The sequence below is a fragment of the Actinoallomurus soli genome (assembly GCF_024055715.1).
Taxonomy (GTDB): domain Bacteria; phylum Actinomycetota; class Actinomycetes; order Streptosporangiales; family Streptosporangiaceae; genus Actinoallomurus; species Actinoallomurus soli.
In genome coordinates this window covers 1-13,881 of sequence record NZ_JAMXMV010000018.1, presented here as the reverse complement: position 1 = coordinate 13,881, position 13,881 = coordinate 1, and the positions used below count along the sequence as shown (strand labels likewise).

Sequence of the window (13,881 nt, the reverse complement as noted above, 5' to 3'; positions counted from 1 at the left end):
TCACCGCATGCGGTCGACAGCGTGGCCGAGGGCCTCGATCACCGTGGGGTCGTACTCCGCCGCCGAGTCGAGGCGCAGCCGCTCCAGCACGGCCGCCGCCCGATCGCGGTCGGCCGAGTCGCCGACGAGATCATCGTAGGCGTTCGCCACCTTGATGACACGGCTCGCGAGGGGTGGCGCCGATCCGTCGCTGACGCGGTACGGGTCGGACTGTCGGCGTACGATCTCGGCGACCTCGTCGAGGACACCCGTCTTGGTGATCACGCCGGCGCCGAGCTCGGCGATGCGGCGCTGTTCCTGGGGGGAGGCGAGGACGGTCGCGCCGCCGGGGATCGGGTCGCGCAGCGAGAGCTGCCCGATGTCGTGCATCAGCGCGGCGTACTCCAGTTCGAGGAGCTCCTCCTCGGTCATCCCGAGCTCCCGGCCCATCGCGACGGCGAGCCGGCTGACGCGCCGGGAGTGCCCCGCCTCGACGTACCCGCCGACCTCGGTGACCTGGGACAGGGCGCGGACGGTCTGCAGGTAGGTCGCCCGGATGCCGGCGAACCGCCGGAAGGCGACCTGGGTGACGAGGATCGGCGCGGTGAAGACGAGCAGCGCGGCCGGGCCCATGACGAACGTGCTGACGGCGAGGAGCATGCCCGTCGCGCCGGAGGCCGCGCACAGCGGCCCCATGGCCTGGATCTCGTCGCCGAGCGCGATGCCGAACCGCGCGCGTACGGCCTCCGTCCGGATCACCGCCGCGACGCTGATGTCGATGACGCAGGACAGGATCACCGTCAGCACCATCACGGTGATCAGCGCCGGCCAGTGCTCGCGCAGTGACGAGTCCATGATCGGCCGGAAGATGAAGGCCACCACCGAGGGGGTGAGGATCCGCCGGGACAGCGCGTCGAGCTTGGGCATCCGGCCCACCGCGATGTGCGGCAGCGCGCCGGCGAGGGTGCCGCAGGCGGTGACGGTCACGACCTGGAACGCCGAGTGGGCGGCGGACTCGGCGCCGACCTTCAGCAGGAGCGCGTACCCGAGGGCGCCCGCGCTGGCGATCGGCGCGACCTCCCGGTTGCCGGGAACGTTCATGCGCAGCAGCTCGCCCACCGCGATCAGCGCGCCGAACAGCACGGCGGTACGGGAGTCGACGACGCCGACCGCGGCGACCTGGGTGACCGAGCCGATGACGAGCAGCCCGGCGACCGCGCTCAGGAGGAGCTGCGCGGAGTCGAGCGCCTGGCCGATGGTGCGCCGGCGTACGGGCGCCGGCGCGGTCATGGGCGCCTCGTCCTCATTGGGGCCTCCCGGCCGGCGATAGGGGCCTCTCGGCCTGCGGTCACGAGCGGACGCCTTCACCGGCGACGCGCAGCGGCACGCTCGGGTCGTCGTGGTCCTGCTGAGCCGTCTCCTCGCCCTCGGGCGGGGCGACCGGGTCGGGCCGGGTCCAGCCGTCGCGCTCCACCGCGGTGACGAACGCGTCGACCAGCGCCGGATCGAAGTGGGTGCCCGCGCAGCGCCGCAGCTCGGCCATGCCGGCCTCGTTCGACATGGCGGGGCGGTAGGACCGGGTGGAGGTCATCGAGTCGAACGCGTCCGCCACCGAGATCACCCGGGCGAACTCGGGGATCTCCGACCCGGCCAGGCCCATGGGATACCCGGTGCCGTCCATCCGCTCGTGGTGGTGCATGATCCCCGCCAGGGCCTCGTCGAGGAACCCGATGTCACGGACGATCTCCAGGCCGCGCATCGGGTGCAGCTGGATCGCGGCGAACTCCTCCTCGGTCAGGGCGCCGGACTTCTGCAGCACCTTCGTCGGCACGCCGAGCTTGCCGACGTCGTGGAGCATGCCGGCGTACCGGACCGCGCCGACCCGGTCGGGCCGCATCCCGATCTCCCGGGCGATCATCGCCGCGCCGCGGGAGACCCGCTCGCTGTGGCCGCGCGTGTAGTAGTCCTTGGTCTCCACCGCCTGGCACAGCGCCGCGATGGTGGCGGCCTGGGCCTCCTGCTGCGCCTGGGTCTGTTCAAGGGCCCACCGGGCGATGAACATCGGCAGCAGCACCAGCACCGCGGAGAACGGACCGACGACCCTCCAGGGCGCGGCGATCAGCAGGCCGAACATGCCGTAGGCCAGCTGCCCGATCGTCAGTTGCCCGACGGGCCCCCAGCGGAACCCCCACATGGGCGCCTGCTTGATCAGCACCAGGATGATGGCGATCAGGCCGAGGTTGACCGCGACGTAGGTCACCAGCGCCGCGACGTACGGCGGGATGATCGCGGGGAACGAGCCGTCGCTCGGCCGGCCGACCGTGCCTCCCGCGGCGCGGTAGACGACGCCCGCGAGGTAGCCGGAGAGCGCGAACTGCGCGCCGTTGAAGACCCTCTTGACGAGGGCGACGTCACGCCGGCCGGTGACGACGGCGGACGCGCCCACCAGGGCGGCGCCGACGGGGCCGAGGAGCACGACCGAGGCCAGGCCGGCCGAGTAGCTCAGCGAGACGCGGGCGCTGGCGCTGCTGAGCAGCGCCGGCACCGACTCGCAGATAACGGAGAGCACCGCCAGCACCGCGAGTGTCGTCCAGTCGATGCCGTCGAAGGACGAGAGTGCGATGCATGAGGTGCCGAGCGCGACGACCGTACAGACGTAAGCCCATGCGGCCAGGGGTAGTCCACGCAATGCCGCCCCCACGAGGTAATGGGCTAAGCCCAGGACACGCCTACTCGCATGTGTTTCTGCCTCCCCTGTCGAGCCTGGGCACCTGGCGGTGCGGCAGCCCGGCTACGACTCGACGATGCCCGAATGATCGGGGGTAAGCCTAACCCGACTGCGGCAGGTCACGCAGACGCCCGCTGAAACGTGAGCGAAGCGTGAACCAATCGTCACCTACGGTCCTGATCCGCCTTACTCGGTCAGTGAGGAGCGGACCTGCTCGATGCGCCCCATGACCTTCGCCCTCAGGTCCTGCGGCACCGGGTCGCACCCGCACGAGCGGTGCACGAGCTTCTTGACGGCCTCTTCCAGGCCGTACTCCTTCAGGCAGGGCCCGCACTCGTCGAGGTGCTGCTTGATGTCGGAGCATCCGCCCTGGTCCAGCTCACCGTCGAGATAGTCGTAGATCCGGCCCAGCACCTCAGAGCAGGGGGTCTCGTGCGGCTTGCCGCAGCTCATGACTGGTCCTCCCTACGCTGGCCGCCGTTCGCGCGGGCGAGGCCGTGCTCACGCGCGTAGTCCTCGAGCATCGTCCGCAGCTGACGTCTGCCCCGATGCAACCGGGACATCACCGTACCGATAGGAGTGCCCATGATGTCGGCGATCTCCTTGTACGAGAAGCCCTCGACGTCGGCGAAGTAGACCGCCATGCGGAAGTCCTCGGGCAGCGCCTGCAGGGCCGTCTTGACGTCGGAGTCGGGCAGGTGCTCCAGCGCCTCGGACTCCGCCGACTTCAGCCCGCTCGAGGTGTGGGACTCGGCGCGCGCGAGCTGCCAGTCCTCGATCTCCTCGGCGGCGGACTGCTTCGGCTCCCGCTGCTTCTTGCGGTAGGAGTTGATGAACGTGTTGGTGAGGATCCGGTAGAGCCAGGCCTTGAGGTTCGTGCCCTCCTGGAACTGGTGGAAGGAACCGAAGGCCTTCGCGAACGTCTCCTGAACCAGGTCCTCGGCGTCGGCCGGGTTCCGCGTCATCCGCAGCGCGGCCGAGTAGAGCTGGTCGAGGAACGGCAGGACGTCGCGCTCGAAGCGCCTCGTCCGCTCCTCCAGAGTCTCCACTGCCTCGGAAACCTGACCCACCTCCTCCGTCCGGCCGGCGTCGGCATCGAAACCGTACGCACCAGACGATAGCGGGTCCGCCGGCGAGGCCTGCCGACGGTCCGCGAGCAGAAGGCTCATCGTCACCTCGAACTAATCCATGTCACTGACCGTTATGACGCAGTGCAACACCTCGCATGGCCGCGAGATTCCCGGGAAAGAGGAATGCTCGGTCACCAGTGACAACGGGTGAAGCCATGCCGCCGACAGGGAAGGATTGGGATAAATGCATCCCCGAGGAGCCGCCGTGCTGTCGATTCCGGCGAAGCATCCCGCTGTCGGCGAGTCCGAGTCCGAGTCGCTCGCGAGCTACTGGACCTTCTACTGGGCCGTCGCCGCCGCCCAACTCTCCCGCTGGCTCCCGCGCCGGCCGTCCCGTGTCCTGGACCTGTCGGGTCCGCAGGCACGGTGCGCGCCGCAGGCGGCCGCGGCGGGCCACACGGTCGTCGAGGTCCGGGAGACACCGCGCAGCGGGCCGCGCTCGCGGCGGGTACAACCGGTGGTGGCCGATCCCGCCTCGCTCGGATTCCTCGCCGACGGCTCCTTCGACGCCGTGGTCGCCGAAGGGCGGGTGCTGTCCCGGCACCTCGTCACCGAGAACGTCGTGGCGGAGATCGCGCGGGTGCTCCGGCCGGGCGGCCGGGTGCTGATGTGCGTCGACTCGCTCGTGCTCGGCATGGCCATCCTCGCCGAGCAGAACTTCTGGGCGCACCTGTCGGACGTGCCCCGCTCCGAGGTCGTCCTCGTGCCCTGGCCGGACGGCTCGATCACCCGCTGCTTCGGCGCCGAGCAGCTCCGGGAGCTGCTCACCGACAGCGGGCTGGAGCTGGAGTGGATCAGGCCGCGGACGACCCTGTCGCCCTCGACGGTCGAGCACGTCCTGACCACGAGTCCTCAGGCGCTCCCGCGCCTGGTCCGCGCGGAGCTGACGGCGCCGCTCGGCGACGAGCCGGTCGGCATCCACCTGGTCGCGAGCGCGATCAAGAGCCCCTGAGGCCGTTCCAGCGCCGGAATACCGGGAGCTCCCGAGACCCTGCGGCCGCCGCGAGATCGAGAGCTCCCGGGATCCTTCCGCGGGGAAGACCGGCGACTCTCGAGGCCGGTCAGCGCCGGCCCCGGGAGCTCCCGGGGCCGGTCAGCGCCGGAAGCGGTCGTGCTTGGCCTGGCACGTCACGCAGCGGGCGGCGGCGGGCCGTGCCTCCAGCCGGCCCTCCGGGACCGGCTGGCCGCAGTCGACGCACTTGCCGTAGGTGCCCGCACGGGCCCGGGCGAGAGCGGCCAGCACCTCGGCGCGCTCGCGGCGCATGGCGTCCAGCGCGGCCTCCGCCCGGTCGGTGGCCGACAGGCTCGCGCCGGCGTCGGCGGTGTGCTGGTCGGCCTCCGGATGTTCGCTCCGCAGGACGGCGATCGCCTGATCAAGATCGGCGAGCATGTCCTCCAGGCGCCTCTGCGCCGTGTCCACGACCATGCGTACCTCCCGGCGAGGCGGTCAGAACAGCGTGGGGCTCTCGCCGGAAGAGATACCCATATCGGACAGCGGTTTGACCAGTTCAGGCCCGTTATTTCGGACTTTGTTCACTGCCGTGGAAACGGGATAGGCCTCCAGCCGGCCCGCGGCGGCGGGCACCAGCAGGGAACGGACCTCTTCCGGGGCGGTCAGCTCCGGATCGAGCCACGCGCCGAACCGCTCGGGCTCGACCAGCATCGGCATCCGCTCGTGGATGCGGCCCACGTCGTCGCTCGCCTCCGTGGTGATGACCGTGCAGGTCAACAGCCACTCCTCCTCCGGCGCTTCTTCGGAGGGACGCCAGATCTCGTACAGGCCGGCCATCGCGAGCATGCCTCCGTCGGAGGGCCGGATGAAGAACGGCTGCTTGCCGCCCTCCTCACGCGTGTACCACTCGTAGTAGCCGTCGGCGGGCAGCAGACAGCGCCGCCGGGCGAAGGCGCGCCGGAAGGCGGGCTTCTCGTGCACCGTCTCGACCCGCGCGTTGATCATCCGGGAGCCGATCGCCGGATCCTTGGCCCAGAACGGCACCAGCCCCCAGCGCGCCACGTGGAGCTCGCGGACGTCCCGCGTCATGATCATCGGCACCGGCTTGGTCGGCGCTACGTTGTAGTCGGGTTCGAGCGCGTCGGTCGTGTCGCGCTCGACGTCGAAGGCGTCGATGATCTCGTCGCGCCCACGCGTCGTGGAATACCGCCCGCACATGGCTCCGCGCATCCCCTTCCCGTCCGTACGGCGCATCGCGCGCCGGACCCGCCAAGCTTGCCAAAGAGGGGGGCTTGTTCGCGCGTACGGTGGGCATGACGGGAGTCATGCAACCCATCAGGACTCTCGCTCGTCCCCTCATGGCGGCGCCGTTCGTCGTGACGGGCATCGAGACGCTGCGCGATCCCGGCACCCGTGCCGAGAAGATCGCCCCCGTGATCAAACCCCTCGCCGACCGTGTGTCCTGGCTCCCCACCAAGGATCCCGAGTCGCTCGTACGGCTGCAGGGGGCGCTGTCCCTCGGCACCGGCGCGCTGCTGGCCCTGGGCCGGTTCCAGCGGCTGTCGACGCTCGTGCTCGCCGGCCAGCTCGTCCCGAGTCTCCTGGCCGAGCACCGGTTCTGGGCCGAGGACGACCCGGAGCGCCGCGCCGCGGAGCGGTCCCAGTTCTTCAAGACCGCCGGGCTGTTCGGGGCGCTGCTCGTCGCCGCGACGGCGCCGAGCAAGTACCGCCCGGTGAAGGCGGCCCGCGCGGGCGCGCACGAGGCGAAGCTGCAGGCGGCGCTCGCCCGGTCGGAGGCGAGCCGCAAGGCCGAGCGCGCACGGCGCAAGGCCGCCAAGCGCGTGTCGAGCACCCGTAAGAAGGCCGCGAAGGTCGGACACTGACATCGGTCGCGCCGGGGCCGCCCGCCGCGACGTCGCGCTCGCGAACGGTCAGATCTCCAGGACCTCGTCGACGTGGCGGAGGATCGGCGCGGCCCCCGGCAGGACCGTACGATGCATGATCAGCAGCAGCGTACGGCCCTCGGCCGCGGCGATCAGCCCGGCCAGCGCGGCGTCCGCGCCGGGATCCTCGGAGCCGGTGTCCGGCTCGTCGAGGATGAGGATCGGCAGGTCGGCCAGGAGGGCGCGGGCCAGGGCGATGCGCCGGCGTCCGGCGCCGACCACCACGCTCTGATCGTCCACACGGGTGTCGGGCGACAGGTCGACCCCCGCCTCGCGCAGCGCGCGGGCGACGTCCTCGTCCGTGGCGTCCGGCCGGGCGACCCGGACGTTCTCGGCGATCGTCGTGTCGAAGAGGTGGGCGTCGTGCGCGCACAGCCCGATGACCCCCCGGACGTCCTCGTCGGCGAGATCGCGAAGCTGCACGTCGTTCAGAGTGGCGACGCCCTGGTAGTCCAGGAACCCCAGCAGTACGGCCGCCAGCGCCGAGGCGCCCACACGGCTGCGGCCCAGCAGCGCGACCCGGCGTCCCTGAGGCAGCAGTAGATCCGCGTCGCCGAAGCCGATGACCTCCCCGCCCGGCCAGCGGGTCCGCAGGTCGGCGAGGCGCAGTTCGTACGGTCCCGGGGGGAGCGGCGCCGATCGCCGTCCGGCCACGGGCGTGTCCGTGCCGGCCGGCGCACGCCGCGCCCGGCGTGACCGTGGCGATGCGTCCACGATCCTCCCCTGCTGTCATCTCGTTCCGGCCGCCGTCCCCGGCCTCGATCCGGCCGCCGGTCCGCGTGCCGATTCGTCCGCCGTCCCCGGTGTCGGCCCGGCCGCCGGTCCGCGTGTCGGTCGGCTGCCGTCAACGTAGCGACCGGTCAGGGCCGCCGCCGCGAGATCTACCGGCGCATTCCCCTCTCGCGGCGGTCTTGGAACCGGTGCTTTACGCGCCGTTCGCCACGGCCGCGACCGGTACCCTTCAGTCATGCATCCTCTGTGGTCCGCACCTGCCGCCGACGGGCCGGTCGACGCCGTCGTCGCGCTGCCGGGGTCCAAGTCGATGACCAACCGCGCGCTGGTCCTCGCGGCGCTGGCCGACGAGCCCTCGCTGATCCGGCGGCCCCTGCGCAGCCGCGACACGCTCCTCATGGCGGGCGCCCTGCGATCGCTGGGCATGGCCGTCGACGAGGCGGAGGAGGGCGCCTGGCGCGTCACCCCGGGCGAGTTGCGCGGCCCGGCGACCCTCGACGTCGGGCTCGCCGGCACGGTGATGCGGTTCGTTCCTCCGGTCGCGGCGCTGGCGAGCGGCACGGTGTCCTTCGACGGCGATCCGCACGCCCGCAAGCGGCCGATGGGCCCCATCCTGGCCGCCCTGCGCGCGCTCGGCGTGGAGGTGGAGGGGGACGCGCTCCCCTTCGCCGTACGCGGCACCGGCGCGGTGCCCGGCGGTTCGGTCACGATCGACGCGTCGGGCTCGTCGCAGTTCGTCTCCGGCCTGCTGCTGGCCGCCCCGCGCTACGCCAAGGGGATCGAGGTCCGCCACGAAGGGCCGCCGGTGCCGTCGGCCGCGCACCTGGCGATGACCATGCGGATGCTGACCGACGTCGGTGTCTCCGTCGAGAGCGCCCCGGACGTCTGGCGGGTCCACCCGGGCGGCCTGCGCGGCGGGGAGGCCGACATCGAGCCGGACCTGTCGAACGCCGCACCGTTCCTCGCCGCCGCCCTGGTGACCGGCGGCCGGGTGACGGTCCGCGGCTGGCCGGCCGAGACCACCCAGCCCGGTGACGCACTGCGTCAGCTGCTGGCCGACATGGGCGGCTCGGCGACGTACGAAGCGGGCGACCTGACCGTGCGCGGCAGCGGCCGGATCCACGGCATCGACGTCGACCTCGGCGATGTCAGCGAGCTCACCTGCGTGATCGCGGCCCTCGCCGCCCTGGCCGACGGCCCCACGCGGCTGCGCGGCATCGCCCACATGCGCGGCCACGAGACCGACCGCCTCGCCGCGCTCACCACGGAGATCAACGGTCTGGGCGGCGACGTCCGCGAGCTGCCCGACGGCCTGGAGATCCGGCCGAAGCCGCTGCGCGGCGGCGTCTTCCACACGTACGACGACCACCGGATGGTGATGGCCGGGGCGGTCCTCGGCCTGGCCGTGCCCGACGTGGAGGTGGAGAACCTCCCGACCGTCGGCAAGACGCTCCCCGAGTTCGGCGAGCTCTGGACGGAGATGCTCCGGTAACCGATGGCGCGCGACTGGGGGAGGCTCGACGAGGACGACGTTCGGGTGCGGCCGGGACGCGGCTCCCGGCCGCGTACCCGACGGCGGCCGGCCCATGAGGACTCCGTCGGCGGGTTCGTGACCGCGGTGGACCGCGGCCGCTACACCTGTCTCATCGACGGTGACGGCGACGGCACCGGCCGCAAGGGCGACCGCCCCCGTACGGTCATCGCGATGCGCGCCCGCGAGCTGGGCCGCAAGAGCGTCGTCGTCGGCGACCGCGTGCGCTTGGTCGGCGACGTGTCCGGCCGGGCGGACACTCTCGCGCGGGTGGTCCGCATCGAGCCCCGCACGTCGACGCTCCGCCGGACCGCCGACGACACGGACCCGATCGAGCGCGTGATCGTCGCCAACGCCGACCAGCTCGTGATCGTCACCGCGCTCGCCGACCCGCCGCCCCGCCCGGGGATGATCGACCGGTGCCTGGTCGCCGCGTACGACGCGGGCCTGGAGCCGCTGCTGTGCCTGACCAAGGCCGACCTCGCGCCCTCGGATCCGCTGCTGGAGACGTACGCGCCGCTCGGCATCCCGTACGTCGTGACGCGCAAGGACGAGCCGGTCGACCACCTGGACGAGCGCCTGGCCGGGCGGCTGAGCGTGCTCGTCGGGCACTCGGGCGTCGGGAAGTCGACCTTGGTGAACGCCCTGGTCCCCGACGCCGAGCGCGCCGTGAGCGAGGTGAACCCGGTGACCGGGCGCGGCCGGCACACGTCGTCCTCGGCGGTCGCGCTGCAGCTGCCCTCCGCGGAGGGCTGGATCATCGACACCCCGGGCGTGCGCAGCTTCGGCCTGGCCCACGTCACACCGGACGACATCCTGGGTGCCTTCCCCGACCTGGTCGAGGGCGCCGCGGCGTGCCCGCCGCACTGCACGCACCTGCAGGCCGACTGCGCCCTTGACGCGTGGGTCGCCGCGGGCCACGCCGACGCGGCCCGCCTCGACTCACTGCGCCGCCTGCTGGCCGCCCGCGAGGGCGACGACACCGACTGACCCCGCCCAGCGAGCCGACGAGCGAGCGGAGCGGCCGGTGAGGGACGAGCCGGTCGCGGAGCGAGTGAGGAGGCGAGCGCGGCGGTGAGCACTGCGGCGAGCCGACGAGCGAGCGGGGTGCCCAGGGCACGCCGGGCCGAGGTCCACCGTGCCCGGGCCCGGCAGGGCCACCCTGAAACGCCACGGTCTCCCGGATACAGGGCGGCATGGACAAGAAGGCCGAGCTGACGGAGTTCCTGCGGACCCGGCGGGCGCGGCTGCAGCCCGAGGACGTGGGCCTGCGCCCGTACGGCGGCCGCCGGCGCGTTCCAGGGCTGCGCCGGGAGGAGCTGGCGCAGCAGCCGGGGTGAGCGTTGACTACTACGTGCGCCTCGAACAGGGCCGGGCGGTCAACGTCTCCGAGGAGATCCTGGAGGCCGTGGCTCGCGCCCTCCGGCTGGACGAGACCCAGCGGGCGCACCTCCGCAACCTGGCCAAGCCCACGCGGTCCCGGCGCCGGCCGCCCCGGGCGGAGCGTGTACGGCCCGGGCTGCTGCGGCTGCTGGAGATGGCCCCGGACGTCCCGGCGTACGTCATCGGGCGGCGCGGCGACATCCTCGCCTGGAGCCGTCTCGCGGCGGCGCTGTTCGCCGACTTCGGCGCGCTCGCGCCGCCGCAGCGGAACTGAGCCCGGTTGATCTTCTTCAACGAGGACGTCAAGGCGGTCTTCGACGACTGGACGGCCAAGGCGCGCGAGACCGTCGCCTACCTGCGGCTGAAGGCCGGGGAGCACCCAGACGACCCGGAGCTCGCGGCGCTCATCGGGGAGCTGTCCGTCAAGAGCGAGGACTTCCGCCGATGGCGGGCGGACCACGACGTCAAGGACAAGAGCAACGGTCGTAAGGTCCTGCACCACCCGCTGGTCGGCGAGCTGACCCTGGACTACGAGTCGTTCCGGCTGCCCGATGACCCGGATCGGATCCTCGTCACCTACACCGTGGAGGCGGGCTCCCCGTCGGAGGCGAACCTGCGCCTCCTGGCCTCCTGGAGCACCGAGGCGCCGATCGGATGACCGGGCCCGGCCCGCGCGTGTCCGGGCCCGGCGCTCCCCTGGCGTCCCCGCCGGCGGACAAGCCTCGGCCGGCCCCCATCCGTCAGGTCGTCTGACGTAGGCCGAGCTCGTCGATCCGCGTCAGCATGTCGGCGGGGTCGGTGTACACGCGGAAGGCGCCCGTCCGCTCGAGCTCCTCGCGGCCGTAGCCACCGGACTGCAGGCCGATTCCGAGCGCTCCGGCGCGGCGGGCGGCGAGGAGGTCCCACACGCTGTCGCCGACGACCATCGCATGCCGCGGTTCGACCCCGACCAGGGCCGCCGCGGCGAGGAACAGGTCCGGATCCGGCTTGGCGAACCGCACCATGTCCCGGGTGATCATCGGGGTGTCCTCCGGCAGCCCCAGCATCGCCAGCGCCGAATGCGCCGTCTTCATCCGGCCGCTCGTGGCGATGGCCCACGGCACGCCCCGCTCGGTGAGGAAGCCGAGGAGGTCGGCCGCGCCGGGCAGCGCCCGTACGGAATCGACCTGTTCGAGGTAGGCCCGCGCATGCAGGCTCTGCAGCTCCTCGATCTCCGCCGGAGTCAGCGACACCCCCGTCTCGCGCAGCAGCGCCGACACGAACAGACCACCGCTCATGCCGATGCGCCGGTGGATCCGCCACACCGACAGGTCGATTCCCACGACGGTCAGCGCGTTACGCCAGGCGATCACATGCTGGTACACACTGTCGATCAACGTGCCGTCGAGATCGAAAAGCAGCGCCGGCGTCGGTGGTTCGGGCATCGGCCGGGATTCGGAAGATATTGAGGTGTTCACGCCGTCCAGTGTGTCTGCCACGGGCTCTGTCGCGATACGGTTGCCCTTCGTGGCGGACTATTCGGATGACCTGCGGCTGGCACACGTCATGGCGGACGCGGCCGACGATGTGTCCACGCGCCGGTTCCGGGCCCTCGACCTGCGCGTCGAGACGAAACCCGACCTCACCCCGGTGAGCGACGCCGACCGGCTCGTCGAGGAGTCGTTGCGCAACACGCTCAAGCGGGCCCGGCCGCGCGACGCCATCCACGGCGAGGAGTACGGCCGTACCGGCTACGGTCCCCGCTGCTGGGTCATCGACCCGATCGACGCGACGAAGAACTACGTTCGCGGCGTTCCCGTCTGGGCCACGCTCATCGCCCTCATGGAGGGCGATGAGGTCGTCGTGGGGCTCGTGTCCGCCCCGGCGCTGAACCGCCGCTGGTGGGCCGCGCGGGGCGGCGGCGCCTGGACCGGCCGCAGCCTCGCCAAGGCCACGCGCTGCCGGGTCTCGGGCGTCACGGAGCTCGCGGACGCCTCCTTCTCCTACTCGAGCCTGACGGGCTGGGAGGAGCAGGGCCGTCTCGACAAGTTCCTCGACCTGGGCCGCAAGGTGTGGCGCACTCGGGCGTACGGCGACTTCTGGTCGCACGTCATGGTCGCCGAGGGCACGGTCGACGCCTCGGCCGAGCCCGAGGTCTCCCTGTGGGACGTCGCGGCCCTGCAGATCATCGTCGAGGAGGCGGGCGGGATCTTCACCGACCTGTCCGGCGTGCCCAGCCCCGACGGCGGCAGCGTCGTCTGCAGCAACGGCCTGCTCCACGCCCAGCTCCTCGAGCAGCTGGGCGGCGGGCCGCTCACCCTCCGGGTCTAGAGCCGCGTCCTCGGGCGTACGAAGCCGCGAGAGGGCTTCTCACGGCGTTCCGGGGTCACGGGGGCGGGTCGGTCGCGTCGGCGTCGCCATCGGAACGATGAAGGTCGGCTGCTCTCGATGACCGGTGGTCGATCACGCGCGGCCGCGTACGCCGGGGCGCGCCCTCGGAGCACGTGGGCCGCCCACCGGGACAAGATATATCGCGCTTCCCGGAACACCGATCGCGGTGGTACTCGTTCCTTAGGCGAAGTCCCTCGGAACGGAGACTGTCATGGGACGCACCGGATATGTCGTGGGCGGCGTGGCCGTGGCGCTGATCGCCTGGTGGCTGCTGCCCTGGTGGGTGACTCTGCTGATCGTGCTCGGCCTCATCGCCGCGCCGATCGCCGGTTACCTGATGCTCGACCCGTCCCAGCGGCGGCGGCTGCGCGGGCAGGCCCGCAAGCGGATCGGGAGCTGACAGGGTTCGGCGCCCGCGCGGCGGGCGCCGCGGTCGTCCTTTGATCACGGCCGGTCGAGACCGCACCGGCCGCCGGGTCGATGCGCGCGACCTCGTACGCGGTCAGGAGCGCGATGGCCGGCCGCCGAGCGATGCCGTGTGCCCGTCAGCGGGCGAAACGCTCGTCGAGGCCCTCGCGCATGTCCTCCGGCAGGTCGTATTCGCCGGCCTTGATGCGATTGAGGAAGTCCCGCCATGCGCTCACGCTGAAGAACAGCTTGGGACCGTCAGGATCCTTGCTGTCGCGAACCGCGATGACGCGCTCGCCCTGGCCCTCGTTGGACACACGCACCTCAGTTCCCCGGGCGGCCGAATGACCGCTGACGCGCCGCCTGCTGAACGGCGCAGCTCAAACCTAGCAGGCACCGACCGTATCGAACCCGTTGTTCGCAGTTCCGGACCGGCCCGAACGGGTGAATGCAGCAGGCCGCCGAACGCGCGGACGCGAAAGGTCCTGAAAATGCCGACCGGGAGATCACCTGCGGTTTCACCGCCGATGATCGCTCGGCGCTGACCGAAGCGTCGACCACGAGAAATTGTCGTTTTGACGCCTGAAATCGGCCGGTAAACGCAGGAAAGCCCGCCGGCGTCAGCCTGGCGGGCTTTCCTGATCTATGTAAGTGTCCGGCGGCGTCCTACTCTCCCACACCGTCTCCAGTGCAGTACCATCGGCGCTGAAGGGCTTAACTACCGG

At 71.9% G+C, this 13,881-nt stretch carries 16 protein-coding genes, 1 rRNA gene and 2 pseudogenes; 9 read left to right on the top strand and 10 right to left on the bottom strand.

Annotated features, from left to right (window positions below):
* The 4 genes from NDW01_RS32745 to NDW01_RS32730 form a co-directional block, all read right to left on the bottom strand.
* Positions 1 to 1,269 (bottom strand): HD-GYP domain-containing protein, encoded by a 1,269-nt coding sequence (locus NDW01_RS32745; protein ID WP_252828220.1) that lies wholly within the window; start codon positions 1,267 to 1,269, stop codon positions 1 to 3.
* A gap of 58 nt (positions 1,270 to 1,327) precedes the next feature.
* Complete coding sequence (locus NDW01_RS32740) at positions 1,328 to 2,668, bottom strand: HD-GYP domain-containing protein (RefSeq protein WP_252828219.1); 1,341 nt, start codon at positions 2,666 to 2,668, stop codon at positions 1,328 to 1,330.
* 225 nt (positions 2,669 to 2,893) lie between these two features.
* Positions 2,894 to 3,160: a mycothiol system anti-sigma-R factor gene (gene rsrA, locus NDW01_RS32735; protein WP_252775581.1), complete on the bottom strand. Its 267-nt coding sequence runs from the start codon at positions 3,158 to 3,160 to the stop codon at positions 2,894 to 2,896.
* On the bottom strand, positions 3,157 to 3,756 hold the full coding sequence (locus tag NDW01_RS32730) for a sigma-70 family RNA polymerase sigma factor (protein ID WP_308206815.1): 600 nt from the start codon (positions 3,754 to 3,756) through the stop codon (positions 3,157 to 3,159). Before NDW01_RS32730 ends, rsrA begins: the two co-directional genes overlap by 4 nt.
* A gap of 265 nt (positions 3,757 to 4,021) precedes the next feature.
* Between NDW01_RS32730 and NDW01_RS32725 the strand changes: the two genes are divergently transcribed.
* Positions 4,022 to 4,789: a methyltransferase domain-containing protein gene (locus tag NDW01_RS32725; RefSeq protein ID WP_252828218.1), complete on the top strand. Its 768-nt coding sequence runs from the start codon at positions 4,022 to 4,024 to the stop codon at positions 4,787 to 4,789.
* Between the two features lie 141 nt (positions 4,790 to 4,930).
* Here the strand turns inward: NDW01_RS32725 and NDW01_RS32720 are convergent, their stop codons facing one another.
* Entirely contained in the window at positions 4,931 to 5,263 is a 333-nt protein-coding gene (locus NDW01_RS32720) for a TraR/DksA family transcriptional regulator (RefSeq protein ID WP_252775578.1), read from the bottom strand.
* Between the two features lie 21 nt (positions 5,264 to 5,284).
* A complete protein-coding gene (locus NDW01_RS32715; RefSeq protein WP_252828217.1) occupies positions 5,285 to 6,007 on the bottom strand; it encodes an SOS response-associated peptidase in 723 nt (240 codons plus the stop codon).
* A gap of 107 nt (positions 6,008 to 6,114) precedes the next feature.
* On the opposite strand from NDW01_RS32715, the gene NDW01_RS32710 reads away from it, so the two are divergent.
* The gene (locus NDW01_RS32710) at positions 6,115 to 6,672 is read left to right on the top strand and encodes a DoxX family protein (protein ID WP_252775576.1); all 558 of its coding nucleotides are present in this window, start codon (positions 6,115 to 6,117) and stop codon (positions 6,670 to 6,672) included.
* A gap of 48 nt (positions 6,673 to 6,720) precedes the next feature.
* Here NDW01_RS32710 and NDW01_RS32705 read toward each other — a convergent pair whose 3' ends face one another.
* A complete protein-coding gene (locus NDW01_RS32705) occupies positions 6,721 to 7,386 on the bottom strand; it encodes an ATP-binding cassette domain-containing protein (RefSeq protein ID WP_252828216.1) in 666 nt (221 codons plus the stop codon).
* Positions 7,387 to 7,699: 313 nt separating this feature from the next.
* Here NDW01_RS32705 and aroA point away from each other — a divergent pair, with 313 nt between their 5' ends.
* The 4 genes and pseudogenes from aroA to NDW01_RS32690 all read left to right on the top strand — a co-directional run bounded on the left by aroA (position 7,700) and on the right by NDW01_RS32690 (position 11,036).
* Entirely contained in the window at positions 7,700 to 8,956 is a 1,257-nt protein-coding gene (aroA, locus tag NDW01_RS32700) for a 3-phosphoshikimate 1-carboxyvinyltransferase (RefSeq protein ID WP_252828215.1), read from the top strand.
* Positions 8,957 to 8,959: 3 nt separating this feature from the next.
* A complete protein-coding gene (gene rsgA, locus NDW01_RS32695; protein WP_252828214.1) occupies positions 8,960 to 9,985 on the top strand; it encodes a ribosome small subunit-dependent GTPase A in 1,026 nt (341 codons plus the stop codon).
* A 206-nt stretch (positions 9,986 to 10,191) separates the two neighbouring features.
* Positions 10,192 to 10,335, top strand: a complete 144-nt coding sequence (locus NDW01_RS44050) for a hypothetical protein (RefSeq protein ID WP_308211833.1) — start codon at positions 10,192 to 10,194, stop codon at positions 10,333 to 10,335.
* Positions 10,332 to 11,036 (top strand): annotated as a pseudogene (locus tag NDW01_RS32690) (helix-turn-helix transcriptional regulator). The gene NDW01_RS44050 and the pseudogene NDW01_RS32690 overlap by 4 nt, the downstream one beginning before the upstream one ends.
* Positions 11,037 to 11,118: 82 nt before the next feature.
* Here NDW01_RS32690 and NDW01_RS32685 read toward each other — a convergent pair.
* Positions 11,119 to 11,802: an HAD family hydrolase gene (locus tag NDW01_RS32685; RefSeq protein ID WP_252828346.1), complete on the bottom strand. Its 684-nt coding sequence runs from the start codon at positions 11,800 to 11,802 to the stop codon at positions 11,119 to 11,121.
* Between the two features lie 82 nt (positions 11,803 to 11,884).
* On the opposite strand from NDW01_RS32685, the gene hisN reads away from it, so the two are divergent.
* Positions 11,885 to 12,688 (top strand): histidinol-phosphatase, encoded by an 804-nt coding sequence (gene hisN / locus NDW01_RS32680; protein ID WP_252775568.1) that lies wholly within the window; start codon positions 11,885 to 11,887, stop codon positions 12,686 to 12,688.
* A 271-nt stretch (positions 12,689 to 12,959) separates the two neighbouring features.
* The gene (locus tag NDW01_RS32675; RefSeq protein ID WP_252775567.1) at positions 12,960 to 13,148 is read left to right on the top strand and encodes a hypothetical protein; all 189 of its coding nucleotides are present in this window, start codon (positions 12,960 to 12,962) and stop codon (positions 13,146 to 13,148) included.
* A gap of 145 nt (positions 13,149 to 13,293) precedes the next feature.
* Here NDW01_RS32675 and NDW01_RS32670 read toward each other — a convergent pair.
* A pseudogene (locus NDW01_RS32670) lies at positions 13,294 to 13,497 on the bottom strand (DUF397 domain-containing protein); the annotation flags it as partial.
* A gap of 107 nt (positions 13,498 to 13,604) precedes the next feature.
* Here NDW01_RS32670 and NDW01_RS32665 point away from each other — a divergent pair.
* Positions 13,605 to 13,742, top strand: coding sequence for a hypothetical protein (locus NDW01_RS32665; protein ID WP_252828213.1), 138 nt, complete (start codon positions 13,605 to 13,607; stop codon positions 13,740 to 13,742).
* A 67-nt stretch (positions 13,743 to 13,809) separates the two neighbouring features.
* Here NDW01_RS32665 and rrf read toward each other — a convergent pair.
* Positions 13,810 to 13,881 (bottom strand): 5S ribosomal RNA (gene rrf / locus NDW01_RS44645); the annotation flags it as partial.